Raw genomic sequence first — 19,334 nt, forward strand, 5'->3', positions numbered from 1 at the left:
AAATCAACGGGTGGGGACGATATGTAGGATAGTCAGTTAAAGCCCCATCCGGGGCTAAAAGTTTTTGAACCTTGAAACGAGGCCCTACGCTATTAGCTGCCGGCCAACCCCATATGCCCTATAGCATGAGATAACCTCAGCACATTCCACCCCCTGAATAGCCCTATCCGCCGGTGGCTAATAGCAAATCTTATAAAGGAGGCGCTACGGCGCCTCCTTTCCTTTTTGCCTCTGGGGCTTGAGCATGGAGGGAGTGAAGGGATCGGGACGGGCCAGCCCCGGCCTGCCGCAGGGGGGGTCGTCCAGCCCCGCGCAGCTCACGTGGCAGTTGGCGGTGCATCCCTCGACGGGTGAGAACTCCTCCGGACCGGTGCGCCGCGAGAAGGGCATGGGGAAGGCCTCGCAGTGGGGCAGGTCGGGGGAGTCCGCGGCGCTGGATGGTAATTCCTGGCAAACGGCATAGGTCATTCCCAGCCTCCCGGAGACGGAGCCGGCGAGGCGGTGGAAATCCAGGCGCCCGGCGGGGGGAAGCATGTAGCCGCTGGAGGTCGCGGAGCGGTCGAAGCGGTAGTCCTCCAGGAGCGATCGGGCCTCGTGTTCCGAGTGGGCGGCGACGGCATCCGCCAGCGCCTTGCGGGTGGCCGCGGTGAAGCGGCCCGTGGAGCTCACCACGTGACGTGCCCCGGAGAGGGACGCGTCCCGGAGCAATCCCTCCAGGCGCTCCTTCCACCCCGGACCGTAAAGGGCCCGCCAGACATGGGGGACGAAGGGATCCAGCCGGAGTACGGCGGGTAGTCCCCGGGAGGCCGCCCAGGCCAGGGCCTCCAGCCTCCTTTTGTAGGGGGGCGCGGCCGGGGAGAGGAGGCGCAGCACTTCCGGGGGACCCTCGATAGTGACCTCCAGAAAAAAGAAGCCGCCGCCCGGGAAGCCCTCGACGGCGTCCAGGAAAGAAGGGTCCCCCTTGGTTATCAGGTGGAAACTCACCCCCCAACGTACCAGGACCTCCACCAGCTCCCGAACCACGCGCCTGAGTTCGGGGACCGCCTGGCAGGGGTCGGTGACGTTGGAGATGGAGACCGGAGGGCAGAGCTCCAGCGCCGACAGTTCCCTCTCCACCACCTGGGACAGGTTGCCATAGACGCGCATGCACCGGTCCGAGGACCGGGAATACACGGCGTCTCTGGCATAGCAGTACAGGCAGCCGTGGATGCAGTGCGCCTTTCCTGGGGGCGTGACGTTTATTATCCACTTGTGGTAGCACTTGCGCGCCGGTCCCCGGTAGGGGAAGTCGTGCAGGGTGGGAGACCTGCGCTCCGCTAGTATAAAATCCATGGTTCCATAATACATTATTAATGCTGTGTCGTTTCAGTAGGCGCTTTAAGAGTGGAAAAAGTATGACAGACCGCCCTATCATCCTGCCTAAACAGAGCGGTTGCCTTTTCAACCCCGTTAAATCTATAATGGAATACGGCGGTTCGAGTTAATAACCAGGGTAAGGTCGCAGCCATGGACGAAGCAAATCTCACTCCGCGCCCCCGTATCATCCTTCCAGAAGAAGCGGGACCGGTCCTTTTCACGCCACGTCCCCTTTACATAAACTTCGCCCCCATAGGAATCCGTTCCAGCAGACTCTTACACGCCGAAGGAGGTAAGTAATGGCCAGGGAACTGCAGGAAGTCTATCTTATCGACGCCTGCCGGACGGCCTTCGGGAAGGCGCGGCCGGACGGCATCTTCGCCCAGACCAGGGCCGACGACATGGTGGTGAAGGTCATCCGCTCCCTCCTGGAGAGGAACCCCGAGGTGCCCAGGGACAAGATCGACGACAACATTTGGGCGGCCTCCACCCAGTGGGGGGACCAGGGGCTGACCATCGGACGCACCACGGCCATCCTGGCCGGCCTGCCGGTGACCACCCCCGGATGCGCCGTGGACCGCATGTGCTCGGGCGCGGCCACCGCCGCTGCCTTCGGGGCCTCGCAGATACAAGTGGGCGCCGCGGACCTGGTCATCGCCGGCGGAGTGGAGCACATGTTCCGCCATCCCATGGGCCAGGGCGCCGATCCCAATCCCCGCTTCCTGGCGGAGAAGCTGGTGGACCAGAGCGCCCTGAACATGGGCATGACCGCCGAGAATCTGCACGACATGTACCCGGACATCACCAAGGAGATGTGCGACGAGTACGCCCTTCTCTCCCAGCAGAAGGCCAAGAAGGCCCTGGACGAAGGGAAGATCGCTAAGTTCCTGGTGCCCATGACCGTGTGGACGGGTAACGGGTGGAAGGTGGCCGACAGGGACGAGCAGCCCCGCCCCGACGCCACCCTGGAGGGCATGCGGGACCTGCGTACCCCCTTCCGGGTCAAGGGGAGGGTTACCCCGGGCAACGCCTCCGGACTCAACGACGGCGCCGCCGGGGTGCTCCTGGCCTCGGAGAAGGCAGTCAAGGAATACGGGCTCAAGCCCAGGATGCGCCTGGTGCAGTATGCCTTCGCCGCCGTGAGGCCGGAGATCATGGGACTGGGCCCGGTGCCGGCCACCAAGAAGGTCCTGGAGAGAGCGGGCATGAAGTTCGACGACCTGGACGTCATCGAGCTCAACGAAGCCTTCGCCGTGCAGTGCGTGGTGTTCATGAAGGAGTTCGGGATGAAGCTCGTTGACGACCCACGCCTCAATCCCTGGGGAGGAGCCATAGCCTTCGGGCATCCCCTGGCCTCCTCCGGTGCCCGCCTCATGGCCCACCTGGCTTACGAGTTCGAGGAGAACCCCAAGTGGAAGTACGGGCTGGTCACCATGTGCGTGGGACTGGGCCAGGGCGCTTCCATGATCTGGGAGAACGTCCAGAACTGATCGAGGGATAAGGAAAGGAGGAAGCGATGCCCGAGGAGCTGGTCACCCACTTCAAGGAGACCTACTACGACTCGCCGGCCGGCAAGGTCGCCATCGTGACCATGGACAACGGCGAGGATTACCGCAAGCCCAACACCTTCGGTTTCGGGGCCATGCAGAGCCTCAACGAGTGCCTGGACCGCATCCAGGCCCAGGGTGACGTGAAGGCCATGGTCCTCACCGGCAAGCCCTTCATCTTCGCCGCCGGGGCCGACCTCACCCAGGTGCCTCAGGTGAAGACCAAGGAGCAGGCCATGGAGATAGCCCGGGCGGGGCACGCCGCCTTCAAGCGCATCATCGACCTCCCCTTCGTCACCGTGGCCGCGGTGAACGGCGTGGCCCTGGGTGGGGGGTTGGAGATCGCCCTGGCCTGCAAGTACCGGACGGTGGCCTCCAGCGTGGAGCACATCGGCTTCCCGGAGTGCTTCCTGGGCCTCATCCCCGGGTGGGGCGGGACCACCCTGCTCCCCAAGCTGGTGGGGCCGGAGAAGGCGCTCCAGATCATCATCTACAACGCCCTGAACAACAACCGCATGATCAAGGCCAAGGAAGCCCTGGACATGGGGATTATGGACCGCATGTTCGAGCCGGTGGACCTCCTGGACAAGAGCATCCAGTTCGCCGTGGACCTGGTCCTGGGCAAGGAGAAGGTGGAGAGGCCGGAGCCGGACTGGTCCAACCTGGGCGCCCTGGTGGAGCAGGCCAGGGCCTTCGCCGACTCCAAGGTGCACGGGAATTCCCGCGCTCCCTACATGGCCATCGACATCATCGCCAAGGCCAAGGAGAATACCATTGATGAGGGGTTCGCCCTGGAGGACGAGGCCCTGGGCGAACTCATCCCCTCCCCGCAGATGCAGGCCGGAGCCTACGCCTTCGACCTCACCCAGCGCCGGGCCCGTAAGCCGGTGGGAGTCCCCGAGGGTCAGCCCCTCCCTGTGCGCAAGGTGGGCATCCTGGGGGCCGGGCTCATGGGCAGCCAGCTGGCGGTGCTCTTCCTGCGCCGCATGCAGATCCCCGTGGTCATCAAGGACATCAAGCAGGAGTTCGTGGACCGCGGCATGAACTACATCCAGCAGGAGATCAACCGCCAGGCGGAGAAGGGGCGCATCGAAAAGGACCGGGTGCCCTGGCTGCTCAGCCTAGTGGAGCCCACCCTGGACTACAAGGACATGGCTGAGTGCGACTTCATCATCGAGGCCGTCCTGGAGGAGATGCCCGTCAAGAAGCAGGTCTTCGGGGAGATCGAGGAGTACATCGCCGAGACGGCCATCCTGGCCACCAATACCTCCTCCCTCTCGGTGACCGAGATGGCCTCCGACCTCAAGCACCCGGAGCGGGTGGTGGGCTTCCACTTCTTCAACCCGGTGGCGGCCATGCCCCTCCTGGAGATCATCAAGGCGGAGAAGACCAACGATCTCACCCTGATCACCGCCTTCGACGTGGGCAAGAAGCTGGGCAAGCGCTGCGTGCTGTGCAAGGACGCTCCCGCCTTCGTGGTCAACCGCCTGCTCATCCGCTCCATGGTGGAGACCATCAAGCTGGTGGACGAGGGCAACGACTTCAAGGAAGTGGACGAGGCGCTGTGGGCCCTGGGCACCCCCATGCCCCCCTTCGCCCTCCTGGCCCTGGTGGGTCCGGCCATCGCCATGCACGCCACGGAGACCCTGGCCGCCGCCTTCCCGGACCGCTACTTCGTGAGCGACAACCTGCGCAAGCTGGTGAACCGCAAGAAGCCCGGCGTGTACGGGCCCGACGGCGAGGTGGACCCCGAAGTGAGGGAGTTCTGGAAGCAGGCCGATCCGCCGAAGAAGGCCACTCCCCAGGAGATGCGCGACCGGGTGAGCCTGGCCCTGGCCGACGAGGCCTGGCACATGCTGGAGGACGGCGTGGTGGGCGCCCCGCAGGAGATCGACATCTGCATGATCTTCGGGGCCGGCTACCCCTTCTACATGGGCGGCCTGACCAAGTACCTGGACTACGCCGGTTACTCGGAGAAGGCCCGGGGCAAGAAGTTCCACCCCGAGGACTAAAGAAGAGAAAAGCGGCCCCCTCAACGGGGGCCGCTTTTTTGTGGGGTCAGGTCTTGAATTTTGATACCCCCGGGGGTATTCTAATCCAACCGTGGCAGCGCTTTTCAAAGGACGACAAGGGCGTTTGAAATCGTTCGCTTCTCCTCATCCTACCTCCTAAGGTACAGAGCCCCATGCATAGCCAGTGAGGCGGGAAATGAGTTCTTTCACGGCGCCGATCATTAAATCTCACCCCCTCGGGACATCCGCAGCCTGCCCTGATGGGGGAGGCTCGCTTGTGGTCACTAACAGGTGTACATACACGGGTATGCAAAATTCAAGACCTGACCCCTTTGGTAGAATAGGAATGAGGTAATTAAAGAAAGAACTATCAGAGTATGCAAAATTCGAGGCCTGACCACCTGTTGCCGGAAGGGCTCCTTTTGCACCGGGACAAGGAGGCCATCTGGCCGGCCTCGGCCAATGTCCTGGCGGTAAGGGATTCCGACGGCGTCGCCCTGGTGGACGTGGGGTGCGGGCACGAGGAGACCTACCTGCGCCTGAAGGAATTCCTCTCCTCCCAGGGACTGAAAATAACCGATGTGCATACCGTTGTCCTCACCCACGCCCACCCCGACCACATGGGAGCCATGCGCTTCCTCCTCGAGGAGATAAGGCCGCGCGTCTTCCTTCACCCGGTGGAGATACCCCTGGCCGCCGACCCCTCGCGGCTGAACCACACCTTCGGCATGGAAATCCCCTTCCGCTACGGGATGGCGGACATCCCGCGGGAGCGGGCGGACATCATCGAGTACTTCCGCAACCTCTGCCCCATGGCCAGCGCCGAGGCCACCCACGAGCTGGTACCGGGAGAAGACCTTCACCTGGGAGAATTTACCTTCCAAGTGGTGGAGACCCCCGGCCACGCCAACGGCCTGGTCTCCCTCTTCGACGCTGAAAGGGGTCTGCTCTTCTCCGCCGACGCGGTGGGCGAGGTGGTAGCCTGGTACGCCCCCGACTCCGGGGGTCTCACCGGTTTCCTGGAGGGGCTGGACAGGCTGGAGGCCCTTCCCGCCAGGCTGCTGGTACCCTCCCATGGGGGGATCAGCCATAAGCCCGGGAAGGAGATCAAAAAGACCAGGGCCTACCTCCTGCGCCGCGAGGAGAAGATAATCCGCCAGCTCGAATCCGGGCCCCTCCCCTTTCCGGAGCTGATGAAGCGCATCTTCAGGAATCCTTTTATCCATATCTTTCCAGGGCCCCAAATACTCCAGTGTCACCTGGACAAGCTGGAGGCGGAGGGAAGGGTGCGCCTTCACGGCGAGGAGGAGGGCTGGCTGGTCGAGCTTTCCTGCTGAGAACACGAAATCGAACCCCCACGATCTAATACCTGGCCCTAACGCGTGCCCGAGGAGTTGGAATAAGATGGCAACAGCAACACCGATACTGCAGGCGGCGAAACAAGACAGGAGTTTGCGAAACGGACCATCCCCACTTCAAAGATTACCCGTATGAGACAGTTGTCGGCCGGAAAAGGGCCCGAAAGACACCGTTATCACCCCTTTCCGGGCATGGTGGCATTCCCTTGGATATAAGAATTCCAAGTTTCGACCGGCAAGGGCACGTTCGCCGCTTAACCGCGGCGACGGCGGACCGCGAAGGTAGGCGGGCGATCACGTAATCTTATAAGATGGTCTGGGGGGCTCGTGGAATCGTGGGCCGCCGGGCGGGTCGGCTCACCGTAAGGCTGAGGGGTGATGGCTGTGAAAACTGCGCTCGATGTGGAAACCAGGACCAAGTTGCCTATCCCCAGCGCGCTGTTCCCAAGGTGAGGAAAAGGAAGGTCGCCTTCTGGGCGGGTGCCGGGGTCATGGTCCTGTCTGGCATTCTCATTCTTGTGAGCTCCTTCTTCCCTTGGATGTCGGGATTTTTCGGAGTTCTTTCCATAAGCGGGATGGATTTGGTGACCAATGAGCAAATAAGGATAGATAACTTGTTCGTTGATTATGGGGATGGTTACCCTATCTTCGGCGGGCTCACATCCCTCATCCTCGGTCTGCTGGTGACGTTACTGGCGGTGGTCATGCTGGCCGCGCGGGCGAAATGGCCGGCGGGCCTCGCCCTGCTCTTCTGCCTGGTCTCGTTGGGGATAGCGGTCACCAACCTCTCCAGTATCCTGCGCATGCCGGACGATACGGGTATAATGTCCGCCGGTTCGGGGCTATACGTATTAATCCTCTTTTCCTTTCTGGGAGTTACGAGCTCCATCATGGCCCTGTCCGGATGATACTCGATGGGGTTTTGATGAAGGCGCATGGTTTATAGACGGATTGCAAGTCTCCGTTGGCTTACGGCCCAGAAGACAAGGGAATTGTACTTAGATTGCAAGGGAGTTGTACTTAGACTGATGGTTGGTACTGAGGATGGGGGAGAGGGATAAAGGCGGCATGGGCTTCTTCGAGGAAATAGGTCTTGGAGTTGTTGACGTTGTATCTTCTTGCTCGTTTGGAAATGCATGAATCCAAAGGGGGTGGGAAAGCGAATGGAGGAGGAACGAAAACCCCGCCTGTTCAGGCGATGCGGATGATGATAATATCTTCCTGAAGTCCGGTTGCGATTTCCCCGGGTGATATGCGGATCAGAGAAAGCGGGACGGGCCGGCTTTTGAAACAGCTTCATTATAAGTCATTTTTCCCGGCCGGCCTGGTGGTATTGATGGTATTTTTTACCTGCGTGCGGGAGGCAGGCCCGCGCTCGTTCCCCTCATTCCTCTTTTCCCTGCCCCTCATGGGCATCGCCGTGATCACCAACGTGGAGGCGGGCAAGAACCGCAACGGCCGCTACAAGCAGTACCATCTTCCGGAGATGGTGGGGGACCGCGGCCTGGTGGTGGAGACGGAGACCATGGAGGAGATCGACGGGGCCATGGACCGCATCCTTTCCCGGGGGGAGAGGGTCATCTGCCTCAACGGGGGGGACGGGACGGTGCAACGGGCCCTCACCCGCCTGGTGAACCGCCTGGGTGAGGACGAGGATTCCCTGCCCGCGATCTTCCCCCTGCGGGGAGGAACCATGAACCTCCTGGCGGACCACCTGAACATCAAGGGCAGCACCCCCGAGCTCATGCAGGCAGCCCTGCGTGCCGTGGAGGATGACGGCGAGCTCCCCTGCGTACACGTCCCCACCCTCCGGGTCACGCGAAGGATGGGGGAACGTGAGGAGAGGGAATACGGCTTCTTCTTCGGGCACGGAGCCCTTTACCGCTTCCACCGCGTGTATTACCGGGACACCAAGGGAGGGCCCCTGGCGGCAGCGGTCCTTTTCGCCAAGTGCACCTTCGGCGGGGCCACGGGCCTCACCCGCTACAAGGACGTCTTCGGCATGGCCCCCGCGCGGCTGGTCATCGACGACTTCGAAATGCCCGGGGACCGTTTCACGGTTATCCTGGCGGTCATTTTCAAGGTGGTGGTGATCACCTTCGACGCCTTCCGTGACGTGGGCGAGGGCGACTTTTACGTTCTGGCCACCAACATTCCTTTCTTCCGTATGGTGGGACGCCTTCCCCGGTTGCTCTGGGCCCGGGGCGCGGAGCCTCCCTATCCCCGGGAGGAGTTCTTCAACGAGCGGGCCAAGCGGGTCTTTATCGAGTGCCGCGAGGGCTACAGCCTGGATGGCGAGGTCTTCGAACTGGAGGAACCCTATACCCTGACCATCGATCGCGGCCCCACGGTGAGGGTGCTCATGCCTCCCTTGCCGGGAGAAGGATAACTCGTAGTTCCCGTTTGCGTGGCCTTTTCCGTCCTTTTACGTTTAAGCAGACGGTCGAAAACGTGGGTATGGCCTTGGCCTTCGTCCGGTCAGGTCTCATTTTCCTTTTCCAGAAACGAAGTCCGCGATCTCGCGGGCGGTGGACACGGCTTCCAGGGCGTCCTTGGAGGTGAAGGCATCCCTGGGTATACCTCCGGGAAGGCCGTTGGGGTACCGGGTGGGGATATAGAAACGGTCGAGGAAGGCCCCCTTGTCCCTGAGTTGATGGAACGAGGAATCGTATTGCCTGGCATCGTCCACCAGCTCGGCCACCGAGTGTCCCCAGACTACCTGGTTTCCCTGGAGATACAGGTAGGCCTTGAGGGCCTTTTCCGCCGCCTGCTGGGCGAGGAAGCAGGCCAGATTGTACCTCCTCCCCCCTGCGTTGAACTCGGCATCGTCCAGGTCCGAATAGGCCTGCTCGAGCCAGCGCTTAAACTCCCTTTGGGGGTCAAGCGGCATAGAGGACCTTTCCTCCCTTCAGCGCGTGAGAGAGAAAGGGACTCGAGTCCCTCAATTCCTCGAACTCCTCCGGGGTATACACGAGGATGTCCATGGCCACCCTCGGCTGGATCCTGGCGTAGGCTTCCTTCAAGCGGTCGAGGAATCGCTTGTTGGTGCGCATCACCGCCACCAGGTCGATGTCCCCGAACGGGTTGACCGGCTCCCCGGCCAGGGAACCGATGAGCACGATCCTTTCGGCCCCCATCTCCCGCAGGGCGTCCACCGCCCGGGCCAGCTCCTCCTGCAGTTTTATCAGTCGTTTTTCCAGGGTTTCCCTGTCCGGCATCATCGCCGCCACCTCCGATGCCTCCATTGTATCATCCCTTGTTCTCGAACCAGGCGATGCGGGCCTCCGGCACGGCGTCTATGCGGCCGCTGTAGGGCTTGATGTCCACCACGGGGCTACCATCCACGGCGTCCAGGCCCCGCACCGTCAGCCGGTTGCCCTCCCGGCGCAGGAGCTCCACCACGCACAGGTTGATGGGATTGGGGCGGGAGGGGGAGCGGCAGGCGAAGACGCCCCGGAGCTCCGGCCCCCAGGGAGTTACCGTCTGCAACACGTCGCGGGAGGCCCGGTCGGCCCAGTAGAGGATGTAGAGGTGACTGGCGGCCTCGATGTCCTTGAGTCCGTCCGCGTATTCCTCGAAGATCTCCACCACGCATTCGGCGGGGGACATGCTCCCCTGGAAGGGGGCCCCGTCCATGTCCTGGTAAGGGGATCGGATGACCCCGATGGGTTTGAGATGGAATTCCTCGTCTGGCATCAACCTCACCCTTTCTAAAGCGTCGCTCCCCTCACTCGTTGGGGAATCGGTTTCTGTGGTCCCGGTTTCCTTTTCCGGTTTCCTTTTCCTGCTTCCTCCCTGAAACGGCGACCCTGTACCTTGGAGAAAAGCCTTTTGTGCCCTCCTCCTCGAACAGGGGAAGGCTCCTACCGGCAGCAGCAGCCTTCCGGGATGACCAGGACCCGGTCCCCTATCCTCTCCACACGGGCCTCCACCCCGTAGGCCTCCCGGATGGTCTCCGGGTTGATGACCTCCGGCCCGCCCCACTTCAGCACGGCCCCGTCCTTGAGGACGATGAACCGGTCCGAGTAGCGGAGGGCCAGGTTGAGGTCGTGGATGGCCACCAGGACACAGAGGCCGCCGGACCTGGCCTCCGCGCGCAGGATCTCCATCACCTCCGTTTGGTTGCGCAGGTCCAGGTTGTTGGTGGGCTCGTCCAGGAGGAGGATGCGGGGCTCCTGGGCCAGGGCCCGGGCGATGACTACCTTCTGCAGCTCCCCTCCGCTCAGCTCGTCGGTGTAACGCAGGGCGAGATGGGCGAGGCCCAGGCGCTGAAGGATGGCCTCCACCGCCTTTAGGTCTACCGTTTCCACCCCCCAGCTCACGTGGGGTTTCCTTCCCAGGAGGACGGCGTCGAAGACGGTCAGGCGGTGGTAGCCGTCGAAACGCTGGGGCACGTAACCCGCCTTCCTGGCCAGCTCCGATGGCTTCAGGCGGGACAGGGAGATCCCCTCCACGAGGATGGTCCCCTCCCGGGGCCTGAGCAGCCGGAGCAAGCACTTGAGCAGGGTGCTCTTCCCCGCCCCGTTGTTCCCCAGCACGGAGCAAACCTCACCGCGCCGCAGGGTGAAGCTCACCCCGCGGAGGACCTCCGCCTGGGGGTAGGAGAAGGAGAGACCCTCCACCTCCAGGGCCGGGCCGTCGTGCATCAGGGCCAGACCGTCCTGTGCTGCTCCGGCGTCGCTTCGTGCCGCCGGGAGCGTGAGGTGGAACCCCTCCGCGACCTCCGGGTTGCCACCACGGTGTCCGGAGGTGTCCTGCGCTCCTTCACCTTCCCCACCGCCGGTGAGCCGTCCGTTAACATTATTTACCATCCTCCCGCGAGGTTCCTCCATGGCTGCGTGTCACCTCCGGTATCCCCGCACCAGCAGGTAGATGAAAAGGGGCGCCCCCATGAAGGAGGTTATGGCCCCCACGGGCAGGACCACCGGGGCGATGATGTTGCGCCCCACGGTGTCCGAGGCCAGGAGCAGGAAGGCCCCCGCTACCGCCGACCCCGGCACCAGATAGCGGTAGTCGCCCCCGATGAGGCGGCGCATGAGGTGGGGAGCCACCAGGCCCACGAAGGCGATGATCCCCAGGAAGGCCACGCAAACCGCGGCCAAAAGGGAGGCCAGGAACATGCCCGCGAGGCGCAGGCGGTTCACGTTCACCCCCAGGGTCCGAGCCGTGTCATCCCCTGCGGCCATGGCGTTGAGGCTCCAGCGGTTGAGGATAAAGAAGGCGCACACGGGCAGGGTGACCGCGGCGATGATCGCCAGTTCCTTCCAGGAAGCCCGACCCAGGTCGCCGAAGGTCCAGAAGACGATGGAAGCCACCTGGACGTCGCTGGCAAAGTACTGGGTGATGATGGTCCCGGCGGAGAAGAGGGCGCCCATGGCGATCCCGGCGAGAATCATGGCCTCGGGGGTCATCCCCCTGGCCCGGGCCATGCCCAGGACGATTAGGGTGGTGAGGATGGCCCCCAGGAAGGCGAAGACGGTGACCACGTAGGGGTTGTTTATCCACACCGCGTCCACGGTGGTACTCTGGGTGGAGCCGGCTCCGAAGGCCACGATGGCCACCGCCGCCCCGAAGGCGGCCCCCTGGGAGATGCCCAGGGTATAGTCGGAGGCCAGGGGGTTCACCAGCAGGTTCTGCATCACGCAGCCGGCCAGGGAGAGGGCCGCCCCGGCCAGGAGGGCGGCGAGGACGCGCGGCAGGCGGATGTGGAGGACGATGCGCGAGACGGTGGGGTCGGCCCTGCCCAGGAGGGCGCGGATGACCTCCAGGGGGGAGAGGCCCGCCGAGCCAAGGCCCATGGCCACCACGGCGAGGGCCACGGTGCCCAGGGCTACGAGGGCAATGACCAGGGTCTTTCTCCTCGCGTATCCCCGGTAAGCGGCGGTGACGGAGGCTACGACGTTCTCTCCCATGTATCGCGGTCACCTCGCTCTACCGCGCAGCCGTTGCACGGCCCATCCGGTTCTCCTTTCCGCCTACCGCGCCGGCCCCAAACGGATTCCCATTCACCCGCCGCGGTGGATTCACCCGCCGAGGTGGAGGGGCTTGAAGCCGCCGAAGTCCCGGACCATGTCCTCGTAGAGGGGTTTTCCCAGCAGGTACTCGTATATCTCGTCGGCCTTTGCGACCGGGTCCACGTCCTCGAAGGACTCGGGGAAGATGACCTTACCCATGTAATAGGCGTCGGCGATGGCCGTCTCCACGTTGGTGGTGTAGTAGTTGTAGGGGAGGTAGCCGTAGACCCGGCCCTCCCGGAAAGCACGGAGGGACTGATAGTAACCGGGGTTCTTGCCGTAGTCCTCCTTGACCATGGCCAGGCCACCCTCGTCGATGAAGATGATGTCTGGGTCCCAGGCCAGGAGCTTTTCCTTGTCGATCATCACGCTGCCCTTCTGACCCGTCTCGTCGGCCACGTTGACCGCGCCGATGGCGGAGAGGGGAGGAAAGTTGGCCTGGGTGCTCTCGATACCGTGGGTACCCTTGAAGCCGATGCCTCCCACATACACCTTCGGCTTCTCCGCGGTAGGGATATCCTTCGTCCGGGACCGCAGGTCCTCCTGGCAGCCCTGGATGAAATCCACCACCTCCTCGGCCCGCTCGCGGTTCCCGGTGATCTCCCCCACCAGCCGGATGGAGCGCAGGAGCTCCTCGTCGAAGGCGCCCGGCTGCCCGTAGCTCAGGACCACCACCGGTATGCCCGTCTGCTGCTGCAGTTCGTCCGCCTTGGCCGCGTCGACCAGGTAAGCCACGAAGATCACGTCCGGATTCACGCTTATCAACTTCTCGGGATCGGGAGATGAATCCGGTCCTCCCTGCCCGATGACCGGGAGCTCCTTGAGCTCGGGGTAGGCCATTATGTAGGGGCGCCCTGTGGTCCACTGCTTCTCCATGTTCTCGATGCCCACCACTTTGTCCGCGGCGCCCGCGTAGCAGACCAGGCGCAGAGCGCCCGGACCGATGGCGGTCACCCGCTCGGCGGGGACGGTCACCTCCACGCTCCTACCGGCGAGGTCGGTGAAGGTCCTGGTCCCGGCCTCGGAGGTCCCGCTTTTTTCTCCGCCGCATCCCGTCAGGGAAAGGGCGAGGACCAGCGCCGTGAGTACCGCCGCGATGACAGCCGACTTGCTTCTCATCGTCCTCAACCTCCTTCGCTACGCTCCTGCGATTCTTATAATTGACCGATGTCCCCGAACCGGGGACGGACCCTGCGGCCGCGTTCGTCGCTCCGGCGGCGGGCGCCGTCTGACGACAGTGCGACGTCGCATCTCGGCAGTGAGGTAAAAAGCGGTTTTCCACGGACTGAACGACTTTGAACCCGGTTCACGCTTGTAAACCCCCAGGGGGGACGATTCGCGCTTCGGATTTCCACCCCACCCCCACTTCACGGCCTTCATCCCCAGTTAACCGGGCCGTGCGGTCATTTCATGACAATTTCTTCCAACTCGGCAACCAGTTCCCCAAGGGAACCGTCGTGTCGCGCACCCGCGAGGCGAGAACCTTCCAGGCAAACACGGAAGATATCGGGGGAGAAGGCGAGCGCGGCGGAGGGACGCAGGTCCGCCGCGGCCAGCATGTCCCGGAGCACGTCCTCCGACTCCCGGTCGGCCTTGTTTATCACTACTAGGAAGGGCTTTTCCGCCTCCCGACACAGGCGGGCCGCCTTTTCGGCCAGGAGCACTGCCTCCCGCGAGGGGTCCACCACCAGGAGCACGGCGTCGACTCCCTCCAGGACGCCCCGGCCGAAGTGCTCGATGCCCGCCTCGGTGTCCACCAGGACCCACTCCTCGGGCTCCACCTGCAGGCTGTTCAGGAATCCCCGGGCCAGGGCGCCCATGGGACAGGCGCATCCCTCCATGCTGTGCTCTATCTTTCCAATTCTTACCAAGGAGACCTTGCCGCTGGTGGAGACGCACTGCGGGGGAAGGGATCGCGGGCTGAGGGGTTCCTCGAAGAAGATGGGTCCCTCCCGAACCTCTCCGCGCAGCGCTGAGATCAGCTTCTCCCGAACCGCTCCCTTGCCGCCCAGCCAGTCCATGACCGTGCTTTCAGGCGACTCCACTCCCAGCATGGCGGGAAGCCCGAGGTTGGACTCGTCGGCGTCCACCACCAGTACCGGGCCGCGTTCCGAAAGCATCCCGGCCAGGATGCTCACCAGGGTGCTCTTTCCGCTTCCTCCTCTTCCGCACACCAGTATCTTGGGCATGACCTTACCTCCCGCTCTTCTGAAAAGGTCTTTATATACAGTTTCTATCCCCGGAAGGCTCCTTCTGGCGAAAGGGCTGAGAACCTCCGCACAGCACGCTTTCCCAGGCGTTGCCGGCCGAATATCGAAGACGCGACCCCCTTAACACGGGTTCGCGTTCTCCGGGAGGGAAGCGGCGGTCGGGAAGCTCCCCGCCTCGCGGCAGCGGATGGTGACCTCCGGCTTCCGGGCCTCGAGGAGATAACCCTCCCGGCCGTCGCGGATTTCAATTACCTCAAATCCCGCCTCCCGAAACCAGCGGCGCATGGTCGCCTCGTCGGGCAAAAGATCGCCGCCTACCGCTCCACCCAGGCGGAGGTGCCGGGCATTGATTGTCTCCCGGTCCTCGGTGTGGGAGATGACCGCGCGGCCTCCCGGGCGGAGGATCCGGAACATCTCGCGGACCGCCCTCCCCTTGTCCGCCACGTGGGGGAAGCAGTTGTGGCAGATCACCAGGTCGAAACTATCGTCCAAGAAGGGGGTGGCGGCGATGTCCGCCTGCAGGTAGTGCAGGTTAGGGCGCTGCAGCTTGGAGCGGGCCACCTTGAGCATCTCCTCGGCCACGTCCACCGCGCACACGCTCCCCTCCTCTCCTACCGCCTCCAGCAGCCGAGGGATGAGGACACCGGTCCCGCAGCCCACGTCCAGCACCCGGGAGCCGGGCTCTATTCCGAGGGAGAGAACCAGTCTTCGGCTGCGCTCGAGGGTCAAGGCGTCCTGGGTCAGGTCCCAGTCGGCGGCCCGGCGGTTGAAGAACTCCCGTATCTCGTGCGCGTGGGTCATCGGTTGTTCTTCCCAATCGCTCGGAGGAACATTAAGGATTCCCTCTTCGAGTTCGGAGCGGGACAGCGAGGATGCAACCCGGGCGACCTCTCCCGGAGGGATTACCACGGCGTCCATGCGGCCTTATCACCTCCTTGAGCGGCAATGTCCGTGGCTTGGCCAAAATAAAAACCACGAAGGTCCGCGACCTTCGTGGTCACTCGTTCCGTGGCTCTCTCTTACCCGGGCTCTGCGGCCCTTTCTCCGGCGGCTCCCCACCGCCGTCATGTTTCCAGATCATAGGATAACATGGGGAAAAGGGAAAATGTCAAGCGATGTCATCAACCGGGGCATCGAATTGTAGTCGTGCCCTCGATCCTCGATGGCTTGGTCGTAGGAGAGCGACCTCCTTGCGCGTCGCTCGAAGGTCGAAGATACGGCCCCCTCAGGGTGACCGAAAATCGAAGATGTGGCTTCAAAGGTCGCGGTAGTTCCCGGCCAGGTTTGCGCCAGTGTTGACGGCGGTGTTATCATGTCTTCGTTCGGGGTTGACAACCGCATAACATGCCGGCCGGGTTCGCAAGATTAAAAGGGAAGTCGGTGAGAATCCGACACGGTAGCGCCGCTGTGACCGGGGAGCGAAGCCCCAACGATCCCACTGGCGAAAGCCGGGAAGGGGGGGCGGAGCGATGATCCGGAAGTCAGAAGACCTGCCCGGCATGGGTCAGTGAGCTCTCCGCCTTAGAGAGATTCTGACGGAAGTGTCATCTCCTCTCTCGAAGCGAGAGAGGAGATTTTTTATCTTTCGGGGGCTGAGAGCATCAGCCGGTCGATGTCGCTGGGGATGGGCGGGGCAAACTGGGATTATCCATCGAGGTCACTGGGTTCCCGGTGGCAGAAATCACGTCCTCGAGAGAGTAGAAGCCCACGGGCACAAGTCGGGCAGGGAGGACCGAGCGCCCAGGGCGTGCCCTCCACGGCTCCGCCAACTTAACCCCCACTTCGGTATCGGGCCGGACGGGACGGGAGTGGCGCAAGAGAGGGAGTGGCACGGAAGGGGCGGGTCATCGCGGAAGTAGGAAAGCGCATGATCGCGAGGTAGAGGCAGGAGGAGTCGAGGAGGAAGAAGAGAATGGGCTCAGCTGCCTATTCGACAGCAGGGGAGTGATTCATATGGAGGAGGCGGAAATGAAAGGTTGGCTGCGGAAAGACGAATTCCCCACCGAGAGCTCGGAAGCACGTTTCCGGGCGGGGAGGAAAGGTCACGGGGTGAGGAGGAGGCGGATTCCAACCGTCCTCCACACGTCGTTTATCCTGACCCTTTTCATCCTTTCCTTCCTTATCCCCGTGGCGGTCGGGCTGCGGACGGAAAGGGCTTTCGCCCAGCCGGGCGAGCTCATCTTCGAGAGTGCGGATTACGACATCAAGGACGGCACCGCCCCCACGGTGGTGAACGGGAAGGCCTACCTCTTCGCCGGCGAGGATCCCTGGACACTTCCCGGAACCAACAGCAAGGTGGTGGCCCTGGACGCCTCCGACGGTGACCTTGTCTGGGAGACGGAGCTGGAGTGGGCGGGGGGCATGGGGTCCAAGGCCCGACCCCTGGCGGACTCGGGATGGCTCTACATCGGTTGTGGAAAGTCGGTTTACTGTTTGATGGCGGACAATGGGGCCAAGGTCTGGGCTAGGGACATCACCCCAGAGGGAGCGGGCTCGGTCAACTCCGTGATCATCACCGACCCGGTGATGTACACCAATGCCTCCGGCAAAAAGGTGGTGGTGGTCGGAGATTACGTCTACGGGGCCTACGTGGGCCTGGACGCGGCCGACGGCACCATACTCTGGCGGTATGCCCTGGACGACAACACCTCGGCCATCGGAGCGCCCGGGGTGGACGACGCGAACGACCGCCTCTACGTGCCCCAGCACACTTCCTTCGGGTTCCCGGTTAACGGTAAGGTGCACTGCCTGGACGTGTCCGGCGCTTCCCCGGTCAAGAAATGGGAATACAAGACTTCCTACGACGTGGCCGGCGGTATCGCCGTCCACCAGAGAAAGCTCTTCTTCAGTGACTTCGCCTACGGCGGGCTGAGGAGCAAGTTCTATTGTCTGGAGGATCAGGGCGATTCCGCCTCCCTCCTCTGGAGCGCCGAGGTCTGGGGTTCCTCCGGTACGCCCCTGGTGGAGGAGAACAGCGAAACCGTTTACTTCTGCGGCAACGACTACTCCGTGGGCGGGAACCACTTCTACGCCTATGACATGACTACCGGCAACCTGCTCTGGGACAACCCCAACTGGGGGGCCTACAACGGCAATTGCTCGCTATCCCCGAGCACCGGATACCTGTACGCCGGGAGCTTCGACACCACGGCCTGGGCGCACAATAAGGGTCTGGCGGCCATGGATCCCTTGACCGGGAGCGAGCTCTGGTACGTGACCAGCAAGGGCGGCGGGGACCCCGTGGTGGTGGATGGCGTGGTCTACAGCACCGCCGACGGAAGGCTTTACGCCTACCGTGAGTATGTCCCCTCAACCTTCGACTGGTACTTCGCCGAGGGTTACACCGGGGATGGCTTCGACGAATTCCTGTGCCTGGCCAACCCCGGCGCGACGCCGGAGGATGATGCTCGAGTGGAGGTGACCTATATCTTCAACGGGGGCCGGCCTCCGGAGACGAAGAATCTCCAGGTGCCCGGCGGTACCCGGAGCACCGTCTACGTCAACGCGGCAGTGGGAGGGGGCGAGGAGGTCTCCGTAAAGGTGGTCTCCGACAAGCCGCTGGTGGCCGAACGCCCGGTGTACTTCAACTACCAAGGTACGGCCAATCGCAACTGGACGGGCGGCCACTGCGTGGTGGGCGCCGACGCCCCCTCCAAAGAGTGGTACTTCGCCGAGGGCTACACCGGCGACGGCTTCGAGGAGTACCTCACCCTGGCCAATCCCAGTAACCAGCTGGCAACCGTTCAGGTGACCTACCTTTACAACGGGGAGGACCCGGTGATCAAGCCCTACACGGTGGGTGCCAACTCCCGCCGCACCCTCAATGTCAACCAGGAGGCGGGAGCGGGCAAGGAGCTGGGCATCAAGGTGAATAGCGACCAGCCCATCCTGGCCGAACGCCCGGTGTACTTCAACTACCAAGGTACGGCCAATCGCAACTGGACGGGCGGCCACTGCGTGGTGGGCGCCGACGCCCCCTCCAAAGAGTGGTACTTCGCCGAGGGCTACACCGGCGACGGCTTCGAGGAGTACCTCACCCTGGCCAATCCCAGTAACCAGCCGGCAACCGTTCAGGTGACCTACCTTTACAACGGGGAGGACCCGGTGATCAAGCCCTACGCGGTGGGTGCCAACTCCCGCCGCACCCTCAATGTCAACCAGGAGGCGGGAGCGGGCAAGGAGCTGGGCATCAAGGTGAATAGCGACCGGCCCATCCTGGCCGAACGCCCGGTGTACTTCAACTACGGTGGCAAGTGGACCGGTGGCTCCTGCGTGGCGGGAGCGAAGATGGCCGCGAACTTCTGGTGCCTGGCGGAGGGCTATACCGACCTCAACTTCGACGAGTACATATGCATATCCAACCCGGGGAAGGAGGACGCCTGGGTGGCTGGCGTGCCACTATTCGGAGGCGGTGAACCCTTCAACCTGGTGGTGGAGGCGGGCAGAAGGCAAACCGTGATCCTGCACAGCGACGAAAGCGTGGAACGCGCCTATGCCCTCTATTCCGACCGGGGGGTGGTGGTAGAGCGGTCTACTTACTTCAACTACCAGGGATTCGCGGCCAGCAACTGGGATGGCGGACACTGCACCCTGGGGGCTGCCATGCGGGATATATATTGAGCGGGTTGACCGGCGAATCGGGAGCTCGCGCAATTGTTGTCAATAATTGGAAACCCATGACCACCCCCGCCCGGCTGGTTCCGGGGCGGTCATCGCCCGCGGAATCGTGGCGGCCCCAAAAGGCCGGGAAAGGAGGGTGAGGCGAAATCCCGGGTCGGATACCTGAAGGCGCGGGAAGAAGGTGGTAAGGGTTACCATCGAGGGCTCCTTGCGGTCG

The 19,334-nt window shown here is 63.2% G+C and carries 15 protein-coding genes and 1 riboswitch; of the genes, 6 read left to right on the forward strand and 9 right to left on the reverse strand.

Features of this window, described 5'->3' with window-relative positions; all coding sequences use genetic code 11:
• Positions 1 to 204: 204 nt before the first annotated feature.
• Positions 205 to 1,332, reverse strand: coding sequence for a hypothetical protein (locus tag QME84_05620; protein ID MDI6873742.1), 1,128 nt, complete (start codon positions 1,330 to 1,332; stop codon positions 205 to 207).
• A gap of 323 nt (positions 1,333 to 1,655) precedes the next feature.
• On the opposite strand from QME84_05620, the gene QME84_05625 reads away from it, so the two are divergent.
• From QME84_05625 to QME84_05645, 5 genes are all read left to right on the forward strand, one after another.
• Positions 1,656 to 2,846 (forward strand): thiolase family protein, encoded by a 1,191-nt coding sequence (locus QME84_05625; protein MDI6873743.1) that lies wholly within the window; start codon positions 1,656 to 1,658, stop codon positions 2,844 to 2,846.
• Between the two features lie 26 nt (positions 2,847 to 2,872).
• The gene (locus QME84_05630; GenBank protein MDI6873744.1) at positions 2,873 to 4,915 is read left to right on the forward strand and encodes a 3-hydroxyacyl-CoA dehydrogenase NAD-binding domain-containing protein; all 2,043 of its coding nucleotides are present in this window, start codon (positions 2,873 to 2,875) and stop codon (positions 4,913 to 4,915) included.
• 422 nt (positions 4,916 to 5,337) lie between these two features.
• Entirely contained in the window at positions 5,338 to 6,252 is a 915-nt protein-coding gene (locus QME84_05635; protein ID MDI6873745.1) for an MBL fold metallo-hydrolase, read from the forward strand.
• Between the two features lie 635 nt (positions 6,253 to 6,887).
• On the forward strand, positions 6,888 to 7,181 hold the full coding sequence (locus QME84_05640) for a hypothetical protein (GenBank protein ID MDI6873746.1): 294 nt from the start codon (positions 6,888 to 6,890) through the stop codon (positions 7,179 to 7,181).
• A 428-nt stretch (positions 7,182 to 7,609) separates the two neighbouring features.
• Positions 7,610 to 8,662 carry a diacylglycerol kinase family protein gene (locus QME84_05645; GenBank protein MDI6873747.1) on the forward strand — a complete coding sequence of 351 codons (1,053 nt, stop codon included), beginning with the start codon at positions 7,610 to 7,612 and terminating at the stop codon, positions 8,660 to 8,662.
• A gap of 96 nt (positions 8,663 to 8,758) precedes the next feature.
• Here QME84_05645 and QME84_05650 read toward each other — a convergent pair whose 3' ends face one another.
• From QME84_05650 to QME84_05685, 8 genes are all read right to left on the reverse strand, one after another.
• A complete protein-coding gene (locus tag QME84_05650) occupies positions 8,759 to 9,163 on the reverse strand; it encodes a HEPN domain-containing protein (protein MDI6873748.1) in 405 nt (134 codons plus the stop codon).
• On the reverse strand, positions 9,153 to 9,491 hold the full coding sequence (locus QME84_05655) for a nucleotidyltransferase domain-containing protein (protein MDI6873749.1): 339 nt from the start codon (positions 9,489 to 9,491) through the stop codon (positions 9,153 to 9,155). The genes QME84_05650 and QME84_05655 overlap by 11 nt, the downstream gene beginning before the upstream one ends.
• A gap of 31 nt (positions 9,492 to 9,522) precedes the next feature.
• The gene (gene tsaA / locus QME84_05660; GenBank protein ID MDI6873750.1) at positions 9,523 to 9,969 is read right to left on the reverse strand and encodes a tRNA (N6-threonylcarbamoyladenosine(37)-N6)-methyltransferase TrmO; all 447 of its coding nucleotides are present in this window, start codon (positions 9,967 to 9,969) and stop codon (positions 9,523 to 9,525) included.
• A 167-nt stretch (positions 9,970 to 10,136) separates the two neighbouring features.
• A complete protein-coding gene (locus QME84_05665) occupies positions 10,137 to 10,919 on the reverse strand; it encodes an ABC transporter ATP-binding protein (GenBank protein ID MDI6873751.1) in 783 nt (260 codons plus the stop codon).
• Positions 10,920 to 11,114: 195 nt separating this feature from the next.
• On the reverse strand, positions 11,115 to 12,185 hold the full coding sequence (locus QME84_05670; GenBank protein MDI6873752.1) for an iron ABC transporter permease: 1,071 nt from the start codon (positions 12,183 to 12,185) through the stop codon (positions 11,115 to 11,117).
• Between the two features lie 111 nt (positions 12,186 to 12,296).
• Positions 12,297 to 13,406: an iron ABC transporter substrate-binding protein gene (locus QME84_05675; protein ID MDI6873753.1), complete on the reverse strand. Its 1,110-nt coding sequence runs from the start codon at positions 13,404 to 13,406 to the stop codon at positions 12,297 to 12,299.
• A 284-nt stretch (positions 13,407 to 13,690) separates the two neighbouring features.
• Positions 13,691 to 14,476, reverse strand: a complete 786-nt coding sequence (locus tag QME84_05680; protein MDI6873754.1) for a nitrogenase reductase — start codon at positions 14,474 to 14,476, stop codon at positions 13,691 to 13,693.
• A 141-nt stretch (positions 14,477 to 14,617) separates the two neighbouring features.
• Positions 14,618 to 15,298 carry a methyltransferase domain-containing protein gene (locus tag QME84_05685; GenBank protein ID MDI6873755.1) on the reverse strand — a complete coding sequence of 227 codons (681 nt, stop codon included), beginning with the start codon at positions 15,296 to 15,298 and terminating at the stop codon, positions 14,618 to 14,620.
• Between the two features lie 535 nt (positions 15,299 to 15,833).
• Positions 15,834 to 16,010, forward strand: a riboswitch (cobalamin riboswitch).
• Positions 16,011 to 16,465: 455 nt separating this feature from the next.
• Between QME84_05685 and QME84_05690 the strand changes: the two genes are divergently transcribed.
• On the forward strand, positions 16,466 to 19,117 hold the full coding sequence (locus QME84_05690; GenBank protein ID MDI6873756.1) for a PQQ-binding-like beta-propeller repeat protein: 2,652 nt from the start codon (positions 16,466 to 16,468) through the stop codon (positions 19,115 to 19,117).
• The last annotated feature ends 217 nt before the right edge of the window (positions 19,118 to 19,334 follow it).

Source organism: Actinomycetota bacterium (genome assembly GCA_030019255.1).
Taxonomy (GTDB): Bacteria; Actinomycetota; Geothermincolia; order Geothermincolales; family RBG-13-55-18; genus Solincola_A.

Bases quoted from the DNA above. Each gene is read 5' to 3' on its own strand.
- QME84_05620 (MDI6873742.1), bottom strand. From the start codon at position 1,332: ATGGATTTTATACTAGCGGAGCGCAGGTCTCCCACCCTGCACGACTTC.
- QME84_05625 (MDI6873743.1), top strand. From the start codon at position 1,656: ATGGCCAGGGAACTGCAGGAAGTCTATCTTATCGACGCCTGCCGGACG.
- QME84_05630 (MDI6873744.1), top strand. From the start codon at position 2,873: ATGCCCGAGGAGCTGGTCACCCACTTCAAGGAGACCTACTACGACTCG.
- QME84_05645 (MDI6873747.1), top strand. From the start codon at position 7,610: ATGGTATTTTTTACCTGCGTGCGGGAGGCAGGCCCGCGCTCGTTCCCC.
- QME84_05650 (MDI6873748.1), bottom strand. From the start codon at position 9,163: ATGCCGCTTGACCCCCAAAGGGAGTTTAAGCGCTGGCTCGAGCAGGCC.
- QME84_05655 (MDI6873749.1), bottom strand. From the start codon at position 9,491: ATGCCGGACAGGGAAACCCTGGAAAAACGACTGATAAAACTGCAGGAG.
- tsaA (MDI6873750.1), bottom strand. From the start codon at position 9,969: ATGCCAGACGAGGAATTCCATCTCAAACCCATCGGGGTCATCCGATCC.
- QME84_05665 (MDI6873751.1), bottom strand. From the start codon at position 10,919: ATGCACGACGGCCCGGCCCTGGAGGTGGAGGGTCTCTCCTTCTCCTAC.
- QME84_05670 (MDI6873752.1), bottom strand. From the start codon at position 12,185: ATGGGAGAGAACGTCGTAGCCTCCGTCACCGCCGCTTACCGGGGATAC.
- QME84_05675 (MDI6873753.1), bottom strand. From the start codon at position 13,406: ATGAGAAGCAAGTCGGCTGTCATCGCGGCGGTACTCACGGCGCTGGTC.
- QME84_05680 (MDI6873754.1), bottom strand. From the start codon at position 14,476: ATGCCCAAGATACTGGTGTGCGGAAGAGGAGGAAGCGGAAAGAGCACC.
- QME84_05685 (MDI6873755.1), bottom strand. From the start codon at position 15,298: ATGACCCACGCGCACGAGATACGGGAGTTCTTCAACCGCCGGGCCGCC.
- QME84_05690 (MDI6873756.1), top strand. From the start codon at position 16,466: ATGAAAGGTTGGCTGCGGAAAGACGAATTCCCCACCGAGAGCTCGGAA.